Consider the following 14763-nt stretch of genomic DNA (forward strand, 5'->3'; position numbering starts at 1 on the left):
GCTCAGTCCTTTCCATCGCCTTTGGGGGGCCGGTTCCAGTGCAGCGACCAGGAGACGGCGTCGCTGCCATTCTGGAACAGGTTGGCGCGGATCGGATGCTGAAGGGACGGATCGTCGAGCAGCACGGAGAGATACTCGCCGGCTTTCTCGCCGGTGCGGGTCCATGCCGCGCCGATCTCCGGCCCATCGCCGTCGCCGCCGAGATAGACGCGGTGGTTGGGCGCGTTCTCGACCTCCGATGGCTCGGCTGGGAGAATTGCGATCGTCCGGTCGAGGAAGAGCGATTGGATGCGGCCGGAAAAGCCGAAACTCTCGCGGGTGAATTCGCCGATCTGTGGCATGGGTCTGGTCCTTTCTGCTGCGGTGATGGTGACGGCCGGCAAGGGGAGCGCCGGCCGACGGACGGGTCGCTCACCGCGTTGACGCCCGCCATTGGAAGCGCCCGTCGCCGTTCTCGTCGGTCCAGACCGGCGTGACGCGGGCGGTGATGGAGGAAAGCGGCAATGGCCCGAAATATCGGCCGTCGAGGCTGTCGGGAGCGTCCCAGTTCATCAGGAACACTTCGCCTTCGGCGAGTGTGCGGCAGCCTTGCCAGGAAGGCAGGTCGCGATCGAAGCGGTCACGCGCCTGCGCTTCGCCATAGGCGTGACCGTAGGCAATGATCGTTGCCGCGTGGCGGCAGACCTTTGTGCCGGAAAGTGCGAGCACGCGTTTGATGAGCGGCACACCGCGCGGCAGGTAGCCGCGCGTGTCGAAGAAGATGGCGAGGTCTTCGGGCGGCAGCACCGCGACCAGATCGCCGACTTCGATCTCTGTCGCCGGTGTGACTGTGTAGAGCCCGATCGGCTCGCTGGCCGATGCGTTCCAGATGAGCCGTGGCCCATGCCCGGTCCATGCCGGCAGCGCGATGAGCGCTGCACTGGCGAGCATCGCGGCCAGTATGGCCTTGCGCGCGGTCATGGCTTGTCCCCGGCTGGCTCGCGGCGCGCATCGCCGCCGTGCAGCGGCAGGACGGCGGCGATGCGCGCACGCGCAAGCGCAGCCATATCGGCATCGAGCTCGCAGCCGATATAGTGCCGGCCGGACAGCCGGCACGCTTCTCCCGCGGCGCCCGATCCGGCAAACCAGTCGCCAACAAGACCGCCTTCAGGGCAGCTTGTCCGGATCAGGATTTCGAGGAGCGATGTCGGTTTCTCGGTCGGATGAATGGCGCGGCCGTGCGCATTGCGGATATAGATGACTGACCGCATGATGCGCGGACCGCCGTCTTGGCTGATGTAATAGCCAGCGTCTATATGGCCGGTATGGGGAGGACGGCGTTTGCGGCGAACGGTGCGGGCGACCGCATCAGGGGTGGTCTGCACATCGTTGTAAACGTCGCGCCATGGCGTCTCGGCGCGATAGAACTGGACGGCCAGCTCATGCACGCGCTTGAAGCGGTCGGCGTGGAAACCGGAGCCATTCTGCTTCTCCCAGACGATCTCCTGTGCATAGCGAAGACCTGCATCGGCAAAGCGGTCGGCCGTGGCCATGAAGCAGCGCAGCGAGCCGAAAACCCAGAGCGATCCGGTGCGGCCGAGGGCTGCCCGCGCAAGCGGCAGCCATCCTTCGACGCGCCGGTCCCATGCAAGCGATGTGTCGCCATAAGGCGGATCGGCGATGATCATGTCGAAGGGACCGTGCGCGGGCATAAGCTCTCGGCAATCGCCGGCGAGGATCGTCACGACTGAATCCTCCGCCGTTTGAGCCAGGCGTTGTGCTGCGCAAGCGTATAGGCGTGCGGCTCCAGACCGACGGTCAGGCGATTGTGGACATGGCGCCAGTGATCGGGCGCAACATCAGCCGGATCGAGGCCGAGCGCCTCTATGGCGTCGATCGCCTGGAGAATCTTTTCCACCTGCGGCCAGCCGTCAAGGCGAAGCAGGATGTCGCCGCCGCGCCGCACGAAAGGCAGCGTCTGGTAGGCTTCCCCGGGTCCGACGACGCGCACGATGTCGATGCGCGAAAGCACCGTGCCATAGGCGTTCGAGGCCCAACGGACGAAGGCGAAGACGTGGCCGGGAGCGAAGCTGGCGATACGGCGGGCATAATCGATCCGTTGCTCGGCGACTGGATGGCCGAAGCGCAGCCAGTGTTCGATCCGGTCTTGGCGCCAGGTGAGCTCCACATGGGTGAGATGGGGCGCGGCCTTGTAGGCGGCGCGCACGTCGGCGGGCGGCCTCATGGCTTTAATCCTGTCGATTTGATGATTAGCGCGTGCCGTGTCGACGGCGTTTGGCAGGCCAATCGTGGGCCGTTGCCGGTGCTTCGCGACGGTAAGGCGTCGATGAGCGAGTCCACGATTAACGGGGAATTCCGTTCAACGATTAAAGGAACGCGAGACCACGAGTTGCGGGACCGTTCAGTCATCTTCCGGCCCCCGTTCACGCTTTGCGAAAAGCCGAATGTTTTGCGCGGTCAGCCGACCGTCGGAGGCGTCGCCAGCGGTGTCGAGAAGCCGGTTTTCCCCAGGGCGCGCGCCTCTACAAAAGTTAGATTCAAGAGGGTTAGATAAGTTAAGGGCCGGAATTCGTTTTTCAGGCCAAAGGCTTAACTGCTGTCCCTGCGTGCGAAGTACAGTGCCTGCTGCGTGCGAAGTACAGATAGTGGATGCGTTCGAAGTACAGATGCCGTCCACACTTCGTCCACAGGCTTTCCACAGGCGCACAGGCTGGATGCGGAGCAGCTCGCGGCCGTCCTCGATCTCGCGTGCCAAGCGATAGCCCGGCAGCGGCTGGCGCATGATCAGCCGGCGCATGTGGAGCGCGAAATCCGAAGGTCGTGCGAGCGAACCGGACTTCCTGTGAAGATGGGAAAACTCGAAGCGCCAGCCTTCCGGTTGGCGACCGGCATGTTTGCGGGCAACGCGGTAGAGCCAGCGTTCCAACCCGCCGCTCAGCCGGAAATAGGCCGGGTCGATCGCCAGCACCAATGTGCGGTCGATGACGCCGCGATAGAACCAGTCTGGCAGGACGAATTCCATCCCCTCGACGCGGCCGTCGTGCCGGGTGAGCATTTCCCATTCATTGATCCAGGAGAACTGATGCCGCCGCCATTGCTTGTCGTGACGGATGGTGGTGCGGATCGAGGTCGATTGCAGCCGGTCGAGCGCTCCCTTGAGCAGTTCGTAGGCGCGAATGCCTGTGCCGCGGCCGGTTGCGGTGAGAAGCTGGTAGGGTGTGAAACGCAGGAAGCGGGACGTGACGAGCCCGTGGTTCTGGGCTTCGACGATCTGGCTCGCGGCCCAGATGAGAACATCGGCGTCCCAGATGGTCGCCATGCCGTGTTCGGGAACTGCGAACACCTCGACTCGGACATCGCCCGATGCGTAGCGGATCGGAACGATCCTCTTGGCCTTGGCCAGCGAGAAGAACGGCCGTTCCATGAGATCCCGTTGATCGCGCGGGCTTGCATCGCCCGTTGCGATCACGAACGCATCGAGCTGGGCCCGTTCGGAGGCTGGTGGTCGATAACGCGACATATGGCCCGACCTCAGCGTGCGTAGCGGCCGGAATGACCAGAAGATGTCAGCTCCTGCCGCTTGGCGGGCAGCACGCTGCCGCGCGGGTCCGAGGTCGAGGTGACCGTGCCTTTTTCGGCCCAGGCTTCCAGCTCATGGATGGTGTAGACCACGCGGCCGCCGAGCTTGCGATAGGATGGGCCGGTGCCATAGGTTCGATGCTTTTCCAGCGTGCGTGCGGACAGGCCGAGAAAGGCTGCCGCTTCTTTCGTGCGCAGGAAGCGGGGCGGTAAAAGAGCAGGATCGGGTCGCATGGGTGCCTCCGTGGTTTGCTGTGGAGCCGCTGGTTCGAAGCGGCGGACACAGGTCACGGTGGCGAAGAACGATCGCGCAGAGGGAGGGGGAATTCAGGGGGTGCTAAATTCCCCCACCCTTGATCGGACAGGCGGCTACAATCGGCGGCGGAAGCGCAGGAGCTTGAGATAGCCGCCGCCGATCATTGCATCGCCATATTTGAGCAGTTCGCTCACGGCGTCGCGCAAGGATGAGGTTTTCCAGTGTTCGGAAGCAACCCGCTCGACGCCATAGAGGACACCGGCGATCTCGCGCTGGCTGGCATTATGCTGGCGTGCGTCGACCGCGCGGAACATGGATTTCAGGCGCCGGCGTTGCTGGTCGGTCATCCGCCTGTCGGCTGGAACCTTGTAGCCGAGGAATTGGCGCAGCAGCCGCTCGAGCGCGGCCAGGCGATCAAGCCCATCGCGGCTGATGGAAATGCGCGCTTCCAGAGGATCGTCCGGCCTGCAATTCGGATCGATCATGAGGTGCTGGTCGGGATTAATGCTCCTGCGCAGAATATGCAGAGCCTCGGTGGCCGCTTTGATTTCGTCGCCGAGAAATGTTCGGAGGGTTGCCTGGTCCTCCTCACCACTCCCGCCAGCGGCAGCCAGGCGAAGGACGCCCGTATTGGCGTGTTCGCTCCAGAAGATCGGCTGGTCAGCGGCTGCGAGGCGAGGACGGGCGGCGAAATCGCAACCCCCAGCGGCGCTCCAGTTCCGCAGGCACAGGGCGATCGAGCGCACTGCGCGCTTTTAGACCGGCATAGTCCTTCTGATAGTCCCGGTTTCGCCTCAGACATTCCCAGGCGATATCGTCGACCCCTGCGTGATCCACGAAGTCGTAAGTCGACGCAACGCGCCAGAGTGATGTGTTGGGTTTCATGACACTCCTCCCGCTCAACAAGATACGCCAATCAGGGCAGAGGATCGCGGCGAGTCATCCACAGAGCAATTACCGCGAGCCGCAAGCCGCCTTGCTCTGGCGGCAATACGGTCATCGGCGGCAGAGAGGGAAATTAGTTCGGCCGGCCTCGCCGTAAGATCTTGTAGCCATGTTCGGTCATCCAGTGTGCGCGCGCCAGATGGCTGTCATGGATTTTGCGCGCACGTTCCGGCTCGGCATCTGGATCAATGCCGAAGAGCACTTCGACAGCCTCCTCCCAGCATGCCCCGTCTTCCTCCGCATCAAGCAGACGGACATAGAGCTTTACGTTCTGCCGGTCGTATTCGGTCAGCAGATCCCCGGTCGGCGCCTCGTCGAGAAAGGATAACGTGGTCATTCTACCTCCTACTATGTGTGACGCAGCACCTAAAGCGATCCGACGCATAGCGCAACGAAGTGACCGGGAAACGGCGGAGAGCGACGATAGTTATCGGGGAAGACGGGGAGCAAAAGCGGCGTCCCATCCTATTTGTATGTATGCAACTGCGAAACATCGACCATCACTCCAATATGCGGGCCCGAATTGATAAAGACGATGCCTTGCGCTTCGAGCGCGCGACGCACCTGATCGGCGGTGCTTTCATAGACGCGCAGGCCATTGATCGACTCCATGCGCTTGAGCGCGGTGAGCGATACCCTGGCCCTGTCGGCAAGCATCTCCTGTGTCCAACCAAGCAATGCGCGCGCGGCTCGTGTTTGATGTGCGGTGATCATGCATGATCACCTCCCACCGGCACATAAAAGCGCGCCACAACTACGGCTATAATAGTCGGAGTTTGGACGAAATCCACCTGAATCGGACGCCCTATACGCCTATTTGAGCAACGCAACTGCGACTGATTCGGTCGTCCTTTCGAGCCGGACAGACGGGAGGTTAGTGTTCAGGGACATATTTTCGACGTAGTAATTTGACGTCTTGTCATCGTGTTTCGATGGCAGGAATGATGAGGAAGCCTGTTGCTGAAATCTGTCAGGTATTTTGCGGCAGCCGTGGCGATGATAAGCACGACGGTGGGATATGCGTCCGCACAAAACGACCCAATACCATCCGAGGTGCTGGGTGAGCCTGATGTGATCATTGACGCTGATCCTGAGCCGCCTTTCATCTATTGGGCTCCCGAGGGGTCCACGATTCGTAATCATCCGCACGATCCCATGATTTGGATCGCTGAAAGCGCGGATGGCTCACGCAAGTATTATTTCGGGGATCAATGTCGTGCGTCCCAGTTTCAGGGCTTTGTCGGCGAACCGCTGGACTCTCTTCCCAAGAAGCCAGCCGACGTAACCTGGCGGATGGCATGTTCTACCTGTGCGGTGACCTCGGATCTCGGCCGCGAGAGGATGAACGTCTTCTTTGATGAGAACTCACGGATTATCTCAAGTATATCTTGCGGCTAAGGCTAACGAACATGGTTCTGTGGGCACGAAAGGAACCCGGCGGCTTCTGCCGCCGGGCTCTGGCCCTTGTCAGAAGGGGATATCGTCGTCCAGGTCGCGCTGGGCCTGACCGTTTTCGGTCTGCCTGGCCCGGCTGAGGAAATCGACTGTCTCGGCGATTATCTCGCAACCGTAGCGATCGTTGCCCTGCTGGTCGGTCCACTTCGTGTAGTGGATGCGACCGCGAACCAGAACCTTCATACCCTTCTCGCAATATTGCTGGATCGTCTTGCCGAGGCCGTTGAAGGCGGTGATGCGGTGCCATTCGGTATCCTGCACCCGATAGCCGTTCTCGTCCCGGACAACCTTGCCTTCCGAGTAGCGGGGACGCGAGGTGGCCAGGGTGAAGTGGGTGATGCCGGTGCCGCCCTGGGTGATGCGGGCTTCGGGGTCCTGACCGATGTTGCCGGCGAGGATGACGATGTTCTGCATTGTAAGTCTCCGTTGCTTCTTCGGAGGGACCATCCCTCCGACGAGACCCGGCCAAGGCTGTCGGGAGACTCCCGCAACTGCCGTCCTCACGGCAGCTCGCCCCTAAGGCCCCAAGTGGAGCGGGCAGCCGCGCTCGCGCGGCAACACGGCTGGGAGCCGCGGGGGTTGCTGGTGGAAACCGAACGGACTTAGGGGATCAGTCAGTCGGAGGGATTGGCGCCTCGGAACGCACACGGACTGAGACGCACAGCACAAACATCGTCCTTGCTGCCAACAGTGCTCTCATGGCCCTGTCCGCACCACCCCGCGCGGGCGCCGGCCTTATTCACCGACCATCCGCGTCCCCGCCCGGAAGGCAGGCCGGGACGAGAAGAATGTGCTGTCGGGTTTTCAGTAGAATGGCATCGCCAGAACCATCCGGGGCCGCTGGCGCGATCCGGCGGATATTGGGAAGGGCGACGATGAAGGTGATCGCGGTCGTAACCGCCCGGCGAAACGACGGGCTGACCAGCGGGCTGCGATGCTGTCGCACGGTTTGCGAGAACCGAGCCGATGACCGATTTTCAAGGCTGACCGGGCGAAGGGACCGGGGCGATAACGGTAGGTCATCTCCATGCCGATCTGTCCACCCTGATCGGGCAGCGTCGGAGATCCGGCGACGCAGGCCCTCGGGTTTCATCACTATGGGGAGCGCCGGGACGCCGCCACGCATCGCCTGTCCGGTTCAGCGTGAGAGGACGGCGGTTCCCAGAGCATTGAGATTGAGCATGGCCGCGACGCCGATGAACAGGCCACCCACGCTGCCGAGGATGTTGAGCGCGAGAGTGGAATCCACCGCGTTTTTGGTAACGCCATAGACGAGCGCATAGCCCGCGATGGCGGCGGGTATCGTGAAGACGGCGAGCGCGCCGAGACGCAGAAACGGGTTTTTCGCAAACCCCAGCACCGCGATCACGACGGCGATGGACAAGAGCGCCGCGCCGATGGCGGCAAGGCCGGACATCAAGAATCCGGCGTCCGTGGCATAGACATATTTGAAGGCCGTCAGGCCGACCATGAAGGGCAAGGCGTAGATCGCCAGATGATAGGCCACGATGCAGGCCACGACGGAAAGGAAGATGGCGAGCAGAATAAGAGACATGGAAACCTCCACATGAACGGACAAACGATCACGACAGGCCGCCAGGAGATGCGCGCCGCCTGCGACTATGGTGCTTCGCCGTTTCTGCAAGGATGGCTTATGTGACCGAAAAATAGGTTCCCCGTCAAGAATTGGCGGCTTTGACAGCCGCCCGAGGGCGGCGCTTTATGCGCCGCCGTCGATCTTCATGACCGGGATGCCGAGCTTGCGAGCCTTGTCGCCGAGGTTCTCCTGGATGCCGGTGCCGGGGAAGACGAGGACGCCGACCGGGAGCGTATCGAGCATGGCGTCGTTGCGCTTGAAGGGTGCGGCCTTGGCATGTCTGGTCCAGTCGGGCTTGAAGGCGACTTGGCGGACCTTGCGATTGTCGGCCCATTTTGCCGCGATCAGCTCGGCCCCCTTCGGCGATCCGCCGTGCAGCAGCACCATGTCCGGGTGCTTGGCGTGGACCTGATCGAGCTTGGCCCAGATCAGGCGGTGATCGTTGAAGTCGAGACCGCCGGTGAAGGCGACCCTGGGACCGGCGGGAAGCATCACCTCGGCCTCTGCCCGGCGCTTGGCGGCGAGGAAATCGCGGCTGTCGATCATTGCCGAGGTCAGGTTGCGATGGTTGACCATCGACCCGGAGCGCGGCCGCCAGGCTGATCCGGTATGGCGCTCGAACTGCTCGGCGGCGACGTCGCGGAAGAGTTCCATGCTGTTGCGCCGCTCGATGAAGGTCTGCCCCTCGGCCGTGAGCCGCTCCAGCTCGACCGACTTCACCTCGCTGCCGTCCTGTTCGCGCTGAAGGCGGCGCTGCGCCAGCTCGTTGTCGTCCAGATCGCGCTCGATGCGGCCGGTTGCGCGGTGGAAGAGATTGACGGTCGACCAGAGCAGCTCGTCGAGGTCGGGTTCGAGGCGGGTGTCGCCGAGTGTGACGATCAGGGCATCGAAGATGTCGGCGACGGCCCCGGCAACAGCGTTGCCTTCGGGAAGCGGCCTCGGATCGGGTTCATCCTTGAACGGACGGTAGCCGTAGAGCTGGAGTTCGGTGAGGACGTGATCGGTGGGGGATGAGCTGTGCTGCGGCTCGAACCTCAAGTCATCGTAGTCGGTCATCATAGTGTTCGCCTTGTCGGATCGACCGCGCCCATCGCGGCCTTCGCAGGCGTCGAAGCCCATGGGCGGGACGGGCTGGCAGTCCTCGCGCTCGCGCGAGGGCCTTGATGGCCGGGCACGGCTATTTTGTTTCGCGCTGCAAAGGCGGCTGATCCGGGGTCCCCACGCGGCTTGCCGCATGGGGTGGTCTGGCGCCGGCGGAAAATAGCCAAGTCGCGCGGCCATTGCCTGACCAGCCCGTTTATGGGCCGATCGCCCTCTCAGAAGGCCGTGGGCGGCGGTCCCTCCGACGCATCAGGGGACCACCACGACCGGATACGGCAGGTTTCGGGGTGCTGTGGCTCATCCCCCTGCCAGACCGATCCCGCACTCACGCAGCGAGAAACCGGCTGACGTCCTCGGGGATCATCTGAACCTGTAAGGCCGCCCGAAGCGCCTCGATGCCGCGGCGTCTGAGATCCTCGTTGAAGTCCCCGAACACCGGCGACAGGACAACCGCCTCGATCCCGGCGCTGCTCGCCCGTTCGACCAGCAGGTCTCGCGCGCGTGTCCCGGCTGGATCGCGATCCCTGACGATATAGAGCCGGCGCAGCGATACCGGGAACAGGATGGCGGCGAGGTGCGCCGCAGAGAGCGCGGCGATCATCGGCATGCGGGGCAGACCCGAGCGTGCCGACAGCACGGTCTCGATGCCTTCGCCCGCCGCCAGGACATCCTGCGCCCTGCCGAAGCGGACGCCGTGCCCGAGGAGATGACCCATCGCCCGCCTCGGCGTTCTGACGGGCGCCTTCCCGCCGCCATCGGGCCGAAGCCAGGTGCGATGCGCGCCGGTCTGGACGCCGGCAAGGTCGGTGACGGATGCGATCATCGCAGGCCAGGTCTCGGTCGGGCCATCGCCTTCCGGACGGTAGTAGCAGCGCGGGTGGAACCGAAGGCTCGCCGTGTCGTGCAAAGCCGTAATCGCACGGTTCCGCAAATGCGCCTCTACGACTGTGCCCGTCATCGGCCGCGCCATGGCGAACAGACGCCGCGCCGCTTCGGGCGATCCCGGCGGCGCTTTACCCGGCAACGGCGGAGAAGCCGGTTGAGGCTCCGGTCTCGGCAGGCTGAGGAACGACCGGGCTTCGTCGGCGACATCGCGGAAGTCGATCAGGCCGCAGCTTTCGTGGATCACGTCGAGCAGATCGCCATGCTCGGCCGTTGCGGCGTCGGTCCAGCGCCCAGCAGCTCCCTTGCCGGATTCCGGGCCTTTGAGCCGGACGAACATGGAACGTCCGGGGGTGTTGCGCACGTCGCCCACCATCCAGTAGCGTCCCTCGCGCCGCCCGTTGGACAGATAGTGGCGGCACACCGCCTCGGCCTCCCGGCCGAGACGATGGGCAAGTTCGGAAGCGGTCTGGCGGACCATTTACGCCGCCTCCCGTTCACCGATGCGCTCGACCGGATAGCGTTCGAGCACCTTGGCCAGAATGGCCGGGCCGCTGGCATCGGTTGGCACGAACATCCTGAGCTTCCACGAGATGATTTCGTGGAACAGGCCATAGGCGCGCAACCGATCCCGCATCGTGTCGGTGAAGCCGGTGAGTTCGATGCGGTTGGCGCCCATGACGCGGCTGCGGCGAAGCTGAAGCCCCTCGCTCAGATCGAGGATGGTCCGGCCATCCATAAGCGCGGTGAAGGCGTCATCGGGCGTCAGCGTCGAGGCGCCGGTTGCAACAGCGCCCGCGACCCAGGCTGGCGAGACGCGGCGGCCGACGATGCGCTCGCCGTCATCGGTCTGGAGTCGGTAAACGCGCGTCGACTCGGCCGGGAGACGTTTCCAGATCGGCAGCAGCAGACCACTGACGACATGGATGATGCTGTCGGCGAACTCGGGAACCTCGGCGACTTCGGCCGCCCATGCCGAGGCGAAGCCGGCCTCGTCCGCTTCGACCCAATGGGTCTCACCCATCATCCTTACGGGGATGTTGTGCGCCTCCATCGGCCGGATCAGGCGAACGCGCCGCTCGATCTCCCCGTCGTCCAGCATGACGCTGGTGGTCGGGGTCTGGACTGCGGCGCGGCCAGAGCGCTCGTTGATGAGCAGCTTCGTCCGCCGATCCGCGAGAAGATCGAGCGCCTCGGCCAGCGTGACCGGGTGGTTGCGCTGGCGCTGCGTGATGGTCAGCAGCCGGGCTTCGGCGCCGGTGGCGGGATGGACATGGATCGTCTGGCGGTCGGTGACGGTGAAGCTCTCCGCCCGCAGCGTTTCCAGCCCGACATCATAGCTACCGGATGCGATGGCGCCCTCGATGCGGGCGTTCAGCAATTGCTCGAACGCCGTGAACAGGATGCCCTGCAAGTCGATGGTGAGGGCCAGCAGGCGATTGAGGAAGGTGGTGATCGGCGGCAACTCGTCCTTGATGCCGGTCGAGTCCATTAGCTTGAGGCCGGTGGATGCCTCGAACATCTGGAGGGAGCAGCCTTCGACCTTGCCGCGCACGAGCAGCATGTAGAGCTGGCGCAGCGCGTCGCGGGCATGGTGCGATTCCAGATTGTCCTCGGGCCGGAACAGGCCCTGACCGCCGGTCTGGCGCTGGCCGCGCGTGATCGCGCCCAGCGTGTCGAGACGGCGGGCAATGGTCGAGAGAAAGCGCTTTTCAGCTTTCACATCGGTCGAGATCGGCCGGAAGAGCGGCGGCTGCGCCTGGTTGGTCCGGTTGGTGCGGCCGAGGCCCTGAATCGCGGCGTCGGCCTTCCAGCCCGGTTCCAGCAGATAATGCACGCGCAGGCGCTGGTTCTTCGCATTGAGGTCGGCGTGATACGATCTGCCGGTGCCGCCCGCGTCCGAGAAGATCAGGATGCGTTTCTGATCGTCCATGAAGGCGGCGGTCTCGGCGAAGTTGGCCGATCCGGCGCGGTTCTCGACGGCCAGCCGGTCGATGCCGCCGGGGCCGGTTTTGCGGACGATGCGGCGCGAACGACCCGTCACCTCGGCCACGAGGTCGGTGCCGAAACGCTGGACGATCTGGTCGAGCGCGCCGGGAACGGGAGGCAGCGAAGCGAGCTTCTCGATCAGACGGTCGCGGCGGGCGACGGCCTCGCGGCTCTCCACCGGCTGACCGTCGCGATAGACCGGGCGCGAGGAGAGATTGCCATCGGCGTCGGTGAACGGCTCGTAGAGCTGCACCGGGAAGCTATGCGCGAGGTAGTCCAGGACATATTCCCTGGGGGTGATGTCCACCCGGACGTCGTTCCATTCCTCGGCCGGCAGTTCGGCGAGCCGGCGTTCCATCAGAGCCTCGCCGGTGGAGACGATCTGGATCACGGCGGCATGGCCGTCCTCCAGATCACGCTCAATCGAGCGGGTCAGGGTCGACGTCTTCATGCTGGTCAGCAGATGCCCGAAGAAGCGCTGCTTTGCGGACTCGAAGGCCGAGCGCGCGGCGGACTTGGCCTGCCGGTTCAGCGTGCCGGAGCCGCTGTCGCCGCCAGTGATGTTGGCGGCCTCCATCGCCGCGTCAAGATTGTTGTGAATGATGGCGAAAGCGCCGGCATAGGCATCGTAGATGCGCGTCTGCTCGGGCGTGAGCTGGTGTTCGACCAGCTCGTATTCGACGCCATCATAGGAGAGCGACCGGGCGGTATAGAGGCCGAGCGCGCGAAGATCGCGGGCCAGAACCTCCATGGCGGCGACTCCCCCGGCTTCGACGGCTTCGACGAACTCGGCGCGGGTGGCGAACGGAAAATCCTCGCCGCCCCACAGGCCGAGCCGTTGGGCATAGGCCAGGTTGTGAACGGTGGTCGCGCCGGTCGCCGAGACATAGACGATGCGGGCGTTCGGCAGCGCGTGCTGCAGACGAAGCCCGGCGCGGCCCTGCTGGCTGGCAGCAACGTCACCGCGCTCGCCCTTGCCCCCCGCCGCGTTCTGCATGGCGTGGCTTTCATCAAAGACGATCACGCCGTCGAAGTCGGCGCCGAGCCAGTCGACGATCTGGCGGACGCGGGACGCCTTTTCGCCGCGCTCGTCGGAACGCAAGGTGGCGTAGGTGGTGAAGAGGATGCCTTCGGGCAGCCGAATGTCCTTGCCCTGCGGGAACCGCGACAGGGGCGTGACCAGCAGGCGTTCCATGCCGAGCGCCGACCAGTCGCGCTGTGCGTCTTCCAGCAGTTTGTCAGACTTGCTGATCCACACCGCTTTGCGACGGCCTCTCATCCAGTTGTCGAGGAGAATGCCCGCAGACTGGCGGCCTTTGCCGGCGCCGGTGCCGTCGCCGAGCATGAAGCCGCGACGGAAGCGGACGGCATTTGGCGCATCGTCGGGCGCGGCCGAGACAACATCGAAAGTCTCGTCGAGCATCCACGATCCGGCGAGGAAGTCCGAATGGGCCTCGCCGGCATAGATGACGGTTTCGAGCTGGGCGTCGGACAGCAGGCCCTCGGTGACGAGATTGGCGGGCAGACGCGGGCGGTAGCTCGGTCGGGGCGGCGCGACCGAAGCCATGGCCGCCGATTGCACGAGTTTGGTGGGATGGGCCTGCGCGCCGTGAATACGGATCGCCTGCAATCTGTATTCTTCGTAGATGGCATCGGTGATGCGGCCGTCGTCGGCGGGCGTCCAGTCGACGGTCTCGTAGGCGAGTTCGACGCCCTCGGGTTCGGCGGCGGGACGCGGCGGCGCGGAGGTGGCGGCGCGGGCGAGATAGCGGCGAACGGTGCGAGGCGCGGCCGTGGCAACAGGAGCCAGGATCGTCGGATCGACCGGCAGGCGTGCGGGCACATGCTCGCCAACCCAGCCGATCAGGGTGGCGGCGTCGGGCGCGATGCCGGGCGACGCCGGAAATGCGGCCCGATCGTCGGCGGGTATTTTGTCGATAACGATTAGCCGGGTGGGAAAAGTCGTGCCGTGCTTGGCATAGACCGAGCCGTCGATGGCAGCGGTGAACACCACGCGGCCATGCTCCTGAAGCCGAATGAAGGCGTCGCGCCAGGCCGGCGCATCGGGGGCGAAGTTCGCGCCGGTGATCGTCACCAGCCGCCCGCCCTCGGCCAGACGCGCCAGCGCCGAGGCGACATGGAGATAGGTGGCTTCGGCCATCCGGCCTGAGACGTTCGCCATCGCCGAGAATGGTGGGTTCATCAGCACGACGCTCGGCACGATGGCGGGATCGAGGTGATCGTGGATCTGCGCGGCGTCGAAGCGGGTGACGGGATTGGCCGGAAAAAGATGCGCAAGAAGATCGGCGCGGGTATCGGCCAACTCGTTCAGGGTGAGCGATCCGCCGGCGATCTCGGCGAGGATGGCGAGCAGTCCGGTGCCCGCCGAAGGTTCGAGAACCCGGTCGGCCGGCGTGATGGCGGCGGCAGAGGCGGCGATCAGGCCGAGCGGAATCGGCGTCGAGAACTGCTGAAAAGTCTGGCTCTCTTCGGAGCGGCGCGTATGGGTGGGCAGAAGTCCGGCGATTCTGGTCAGAAGCGGCAGGCTGGCGCCCTGAGACCCGGCTTTACGGAAAAGCGCCTTTCCGTATTTGCGCAGAAACAGGACGGTCGCGGCCTCGCAGGCTTCGTAGGCATCCTTCCAGCTCCACGCGCCGGTCGTGTCGGAGCCGCCGAAGGCGGTCTCCATCGCAGCGCGCAGCGTGGCCGCGTCGATACGCTGGCCGCGTTCGAGATGGGGAAGAAGGAGAAGTCCGGCCTGGTGGATGGCGACGGCGGTATCGACGGCTGCAAGGGTCGGCCCGACCGGAAGGGCCGCGGCGGCAGAGGTGTAGGTCATGGGATGAGCCTCGGAGAGCGGGACAGGATCTAGCCGCGCAGCGCTCTCTCTCGACCGCACCGGCTCAAACCCGTCCCGGCCTTCCTCTCCCTCTCAAGCAGGAACGGGCGGCCCGTGCTT

Annotated in this window: 17 protein-coding genes; 1 reads left to right on the plus strand and 16 read right to left on the minus strand. The window is 64.5% G+C overall.

Annotated elements, in window-relative coordinates; genetic code table 11:
* Positions 1–2: 2 nt before the first annotated feature.
* The 10 genes from CES86_RS10235 to CES86_RS10280 all read right to left on the minus strand — a co-directional run bounded on the left by CES86_RS10235 (position 3) and on the right by CES86_RS10280 (position 5494).
* The gene (locus CES86_RS10235; RefSeq protein WP_094514342.1) at positions 3–341 is read right to left on the minus strand and encodes a DUF736 domain-containing protein; all 339 of its coding nucleotides are present in this window, start codon (positions 339–341) and stop codon (positions 3–5) included.
* 70 nt (positions 342–411) lie between these two features.
* The gene (locus CES86_RS10240) at positions 412–960 is read right to left on the minus strand and encodes a S26 family signal peptidase (protein ID WP_094514343.1); all 549 of its coding nucleotides are present in this window, start codon (positions 958–960) and stop codon (positions 412–414) included.
* Positions 957–1691 (minus strand): DNA-methyltransferase, encoded by a 735-nt coding sequence (locus CES86_RS10245; RefSeq protein WP_094514419.1) that lies wholly within the window; start codon positions 1689–1691, stop codon positions 957–959. Before CES86_RS10245 ends, CES86_RS10240 begins: the two co-directional genes overlap by 4 nt.
* Before the next feature lie 29 nt (positions 1692–1720).
* Positions 1721–2224, minus strand: a complete 504-nt coding sequence (locus tag CES86_RS10250) for a DUF2840 domain-containing protein (RefSeq protein WP_094514345.1) — start codon at positions 2222–2224, stop codon at positions 1721–1723.
* Positions 2225–2401: 177 nt separating this feature from the next.
* On the minus strand, positions 2402–3520 hold the full coding sequence (locus CES86_RS10255; protein ID WP_094514347.1) for a replication initiator protein A: 1119 nt from the start codon (positions 3518–3520) through the stop codon (positions 2402–2404).
* An 11-nt stretch (positions 3521–3531) separates the two neighbouring features.
* Entirely contained in the window at positions 3532–3813 is a 282-nt protein-coding gene (locus tag CES86_RS10260) for a helix-turn-helix transcriptional regulator (protein WP_036589108.1), read from the minus strand.
* A 135-nt stretch (positions 3814–3948) separates the two neighbouring features.
* Complete coding sequence (locus tag CES86_RS27905; RefSeq protein ID WP_235819905.1) at positions 3949–4581, minus strand: DUF2285 domain-containing protein; 633 nt, start codon at positions 4579–4581, stop codon at positions 3949–3951.
* Positions 4496–4720, minus strand: coding sequence for a transcriptional regulator domain-containing protein (locus CES86_RS10270; RefSeq protein WP_080692129.1), 225 nt, complete (start codon positions 4718–4720; stop codon positions 4496–4498). Before CES86_RS10270 ends, CES86_RS27905 begins: the two co-directional genes overlap by 86 nt.
* 133 nt (positions 4721–4853) lie before the next feature.
* The gene (locus CES86_RS10275) at positions 4854–5117 is read right to left on the minus strand and encodes a DUF2285 domain-containing protein (RefSeq protein ID WP_094514348.1); all 264 of its coding nucleotides are present in this window, start codon (positions 5115–5117) and stop codon (positions 4854–4856) included.
* A gap of 128 nt (positions 5118–5245) precedes the next feature.
* Positions 5246–5494 (minus strand): helix-turn-helix domain-containing protein, encoded by a 249-nt coding sequence (locus tag CES86_RS10280; RefSeq protein WP_036589110.1) that lies wholly within the window; start codon positions 5492–5494, stop codon positions 5246–5248.
* Between the two features lie 243 nt (positions 5495–5737).
* Between CES86_RS10280 and CES86_RS10285 the strand changes: the two genes are divergently transcribed.
* A complete protein-coding gene (locus tag CES86_RS10285; RefSeq protein WP_199270306.1) occupies positions 5738–6178 on the plus strand; it encodes a hypothetical protein in 441 nt (146 codons plus the stop codon).
* A gap of 69 nt (positions 6179–6247) precedes the next feature.
* Here the strand turns inward: CES86_RS10285 and CES86_RS10290 are convergent, their stop codons facing one another.
* From CES86_RS10290 to CES86_RS10315, 6 genes are all read right to left on the minus strand, one after another.
* Entirely contained in the window at positions 6248–6649 is a 402-nt protein-coding gene (locus tag CES86_RS10290) for a single-stranded DNA-binding protein (protein ID WP_036589112.1), read from the minus strand.
* 325 nt (positions 6650–6974) lie between these two features.
* Entirely contained in the window at positions 6975–7181 is a 207-nt protein-coding gene (locus CES86_RS10295; protein WP_094514350.1) for a hypothetical protein, read from the minus strand.
* 192 nt (positions 7182–7373) lie between these two features.
* Positions 7374–7790: a hypothetical protein gene (locus CES86_RS10300; protein ID WP_094514352.1), complete on the minus strand. Its 417-nt coding sequence runs from the start codon at positions 7788–7790 to the stop codon at positions 7374–7376.
* Positions 7791–7955: 165 nt separating this feature from the next.
* Complete coding sequence (locus tag CES86_RS10305) at positions 7956–8891, minus strand: DUF2493 domain-containing protein (RefSeq protein ID WP_094514421.1); 936 nt, start codon at positions 8889–8891, stop codon at positions 7956–7958.
* A gap of 367 nt (positions 8892–9258) precedes the next feature.
* Entirely contained in the window at positions 9259–10296 is a 1038-nt protein-coding gene (locus tag CES86_RS10310; RefSeq protein ID WP_094514353.1) for a DUF7146 domain-containing protein, read from the minus strand.
* Complete coding sequence (locus CES86_RS10315; RefSeq protein WP_094514355.1) at positions 10297–14643, minus strand: strawberry notch family protein; 4347 nt, start codon at positions 14641–14643, stop codon at positions 10297–10299.
* Between the last annotated feature and the right edge of the window lie 120 nt (positions 14644–14763).

Origin of the sequence: Brucella lupini (genome assembly GCF_002252535.1) — a bacterium.
Taxonomy (GTDB): Bacteria; Pseudomonadota; Alphaproteobacteria; order Rhizobiales; family Rhizobiaceae; genus Brucella; species Brucella anthropi.

Coding starts and splice junctions, on each gene's coding strand:
- CES86_RS10270 (WP_080692129.1), bottom strand. CDS start 4,720: ATGAAACCCAACACATCACTCTGGCGCGTTGCGTCGACTTACGACTTC.
- CES86_RS10305 (WP_094514421.1), bottom strand. CDS start 8,891: ATGATGACCGACTACGATGACTTGAGGTTCGAGCCGCAGCACAGCTCA.
- CES86_RS10275 (WP_094514348.1), bottom strand. CDS start 5,117: ATGACCACGTTATCCTTTCTCGACGAGGCGCCGACCGGGGATCTGCTG.
- CES86_RS10260 (WP_036589108.1), bottom strand. CDS start 3,813: ATGCGACCCGATCCTGCTCTTTTACCGCCCCGCTTCCTGCGCACGAAA.
- CES86_RS10240 (WP_094514343.1), bottom strand. CDS start 960: ATGACCGCGCGCAAGGCCATACTGGCCGCGATGCTCGCCAGTGCAGCG.
- CES86_RS10245 (WP_094514419.1), bottom strand. CDS start 1,691: ATGCCCGCGCACGGTCCCTTCGACATGATCATCGCCGATCCGCCTTAT.
- CES86_RS10300 (WP_094514352.1), bottom strand. CDS start 7,790: ATGTCTCTTATTCTGCTCGCCATCTTCCTTTCCGTCGTGGCCTGCATC.
- CES86_RS10235 (WP_094514342.1), bottom strand. CDS start 341: ATGCCACAGATCGGCGAATTCACCCGCGAGAGTTTCGGCTTTTCCGGC.
- CES86_RS10250 (WP_094514345.1), bottom strand. CDS start 2,224: ATGAGGCCGCCCGCCGACGTGCGCGCCGCCTACAAGGCCGCGCCCCAT.
- CES86_RS10280 (WP_036589110.1), bottom strand. CDS start 5,494: ATGATCACCGCACATCAAACACGAGCCGCGCGCGCATTGCTTGGTTGG.
- CES86_RS10290 (WP_036589112.1), bottom strand. CDS start 6,649: ATGCAGAACATCGTCATCCTCGCCGGCAACATCGGTCAGGACCCCGAA.
- CES86_RS10315 (WP_094514355.1), bottom strand. CDS start 14,643: ATGACCTACACCTCTGCCGCCGCGGCCCTTCCGGTCGGGCCGACCCTT.
- CES86_RS10310 (WP_094514353.1), bottom strand. CDS start 10,296: ATGGTCCGCCAGACCGCTTCCGAACTTGCCCATCGTCTCGGCCGGGAG.
- CES86_RS10255 (WP_094514347.1), bottom strand. CDS start 3,520: ATGTCGCGTTATCGACCACCAGCCTCCGAACGGGCCCAGCTCGATGCG.